The sequence below is a fragment of the Crateriforma spongiae genome, assembly GCF_012290005.1.
Lineage (GTDB): Bacteria > Planctomycetota > Planctomycetia > Pirellulales > Pirellulaceae > Crateriforma > Crateriforma spongiae.
Window position 1 is genome coordinate 1 of sequence record NZ_JAAXMS010000025.1, and the last position, 2,368, is coordinate 2,368.

Sequence of the window (2,368 nt, forward strand, 5' to 3'; positions counted from 1 at the left end):
CTCCTGATGGTAGGGTTTACTCCCGCCGCCCGGTGACGGCGGCCGTTCGCTGGATTCTGTGTGCTGAGCTGTTTCTCGGAAAGACACGTGGCCTGTTCTCATGAACTCAACGCAGATTGGCGACCTTCGTCTTTGTGTCTTCACGGACTGCTCATTCACAGAAGAGCACGTCGCGATGTTTCTCCAATTGAGCGGTTTGCCGATCACCGAAGACGAACTAACGTTCAATGATTGCCGTCGAACTTGCGAATGGCCGATTGTGTTGGACCCATCGACCTATGTTGGTCCGATTGAGTCAATGTCTGAGCACATCTGGCACGTTACCAACTTGCTACACGACAAGGCTGACTTTCTCAAATCTCTCCGTGCGATGAATTGCAGGTTTTGGCTGCGTGCTTACTGCGAGAAGATCGATCAGCTCATTAGCATCGATATACCCATCATGGAACGGCTCGTAGAATTGGACATCATTCTTCAACTGATACCGGAAGAAGCCAGCGAACCATGCGATGAACCGAAGTCGCGGAGTCGCCGTTTTTGACAATGGAAAATCAATTGCCGCGACTCGGTTATCGCGGTCGTTCTGCTTTTGAGCCCGTTTTCATGGTCAAACGCTACGGATTCTCAGTCGTGGAGTTGCTTGTCGTCTTCACTATCGTATCTATTTTGCTCGCACTTTTGTTTCCTGCTGTTCAATCTGCGCGAGAACGGGCAAGAGAGACCGTGTGCAAGAACAATTTACGCCAAATTCACCTTGCGCTTTCACGTTTTCGTGGAATTCATAAACAGCTTCCGAACCCGGCACCACAGGGGCGAACTGGCGGATGGATGGTGGAAATTCTACCGTATATAGAACAGCAAAACGTGAAAGACAATATCATGGATGGCATCCCGATCGCGAACGTGTCGGCGTTGAGTTTTCGGCCACCAGCAGTTTTTCGGTGTCCACGCCGGACCGTTCTTGACCAGACTTCTGAAGATGCAATGTTCCCGGGGCATTACGTGATCGTGCGCGAAGAAAATGGTTCCGTGTACGATGCGCCAGTTTCGTTTAGTGTGCCTTGGATAAACGGTCCCGAAATGCGTCGCGATGTTTTGATCGGATCGATCGGACCTCATTCGAATGGCTTTTTCTATTCTGATAACTCCCGACAAGGTTTGGGTTTCATGCTCAATGGTCAATCTATCCATTAGAATGCAAGATGCAGAACCATGCGATGCAACGGAGCCGGGCTTGCACGGTTTCACGAATGGACAATCAACTGTCCCGGCCCGCTGATCGCCGACGTTCGCCGATTGAGAGGCTCATTGATCCGTACCCATGCACAAGTACGCGAAACGCCTAACTGAACTTGGAATGGAACCGCCTAGCGAGCCGCCGCTTTGCGACATTTACCAGATCGAAAATGCAACCGGAGTCAAGCTGCCAAAGGCGTATCGGACATTTCTTCAGAAATGTGGTGGCTGGTGGGGTGACATCCTCTGTCCTGCAACGGAACCGACGCCGTTTGGAGAACACATTGTTTGCGGCATTCACTCAGCGGACGATGTTTATCGCCTGCTCGACTCAATGATCACGCCACGAAACATGATTACGATTGGCAGTGGCCACTTTGGGGCATTCACTTGCCTTTCAATCGCCGGAATTGATCGTGGCGCAGTGTATGCGCTCGACTCCGAGTTTCGGTCGCGTTGGCCGGACTCAAGGTTTCACGAAAGATTCAACGCGATGGCAGACTCGATCAAGGAATACCTAAAGATGCGAGCTGATGGTAAACTGCCAGACAAGCACGATTCCTACGACTCGGTCTATTTGCTTGCTGAAGACTTTGACTCGTTCCTAGCTCGCTGCCATCCGCCAGACGCTGACGACGGCGAACCATGAATTGCACGGGAGAACGGGAGTCGTGTTAAATGGTCTGCTTGCACGTCTTTCGCCCGTTCCCCGTGAATTCTGCCGTTACACGGGGTTGGCTCTGATCGGCATCAGGCTTTGGTTTTCGTGTGCGCGGTCGGCCGGCTTTGATGGTGATTGAAGATCGATTGCGGTGTCATGTTGGGCTTTGTCGCCGAACGCATTGGTCGTGCTCGGTCTTTCGCCGCATCACAATGTTGACTGAACGCAGAGACGATCACCACGTACCGACGCCTTGAATCGATTGATGGTTCAAGCTGTGAGACTGTTTGCGTCGGAACGTCGCGATCTTCAAGCCGGTTCGAGCGTTGTTTGCGCGGTCAATTTGGTGAATGTGCTACGTTGCTTGACTCGTCTGGGATTCAATCGCGATCTCGGGGCTCCCTACGCCGCCGGCCGCTGGATGTCTTCTTTGCGTGTCGGGCCGTCGGCTTCGGCAACCCCGATCCCGCA

At 52.6% G+C, this 2,368-nt stretch carries 2 protein-coding genes; both read left to right on the top strand.

The features are described 5' to 3' along the window. Positions 1 to 543 precede the first annotated feature (543 nt). Positions 544 to 1,194 (top strand): DUF1559 family PulG-like putative transporter, encoded by a 651-nt coding sequence (locus HFP54_RS25000; protein WP_206036405.1) that lies wholly within the window; start codon positions 544 to 546, stop codon positions 1,192 to 1,194. A 127-nt stretch (positions 1,195 to 1,321) separates the two neighbouring features. Then, positions 1,322 to 1,885: an SMI1/KNR4 family protein gene (locus HFP54_RS25005; protein WP_235952378.1), complete on the top strand. Its 564-nt coding sequence runs from the start codon at positions 1,322 to 1,324 to the stop codon at positions 1,883 to 1,885. The last annotated feature ends 483 nt before the right edge of the window (positions 1,886 to 2,368 follow it).

Bases quoted from the DNA above. Each gene is read 5' to 3' on its own strand.
- HFP54_RS25000 (WP_206036405.1), top strand. From the start codon at position 544: ATGGAAAATCAATTGCCGCGACTCGGTTATCGCGGTCGTTCTGCTTTT.
- HFP54_RS25005 (WP_235952378.1), top strand. From the start codon at position 1,322: ATGCACAAGTACGCGAAACGCCTAACTGAACTTGGAATGGAACCGCCT.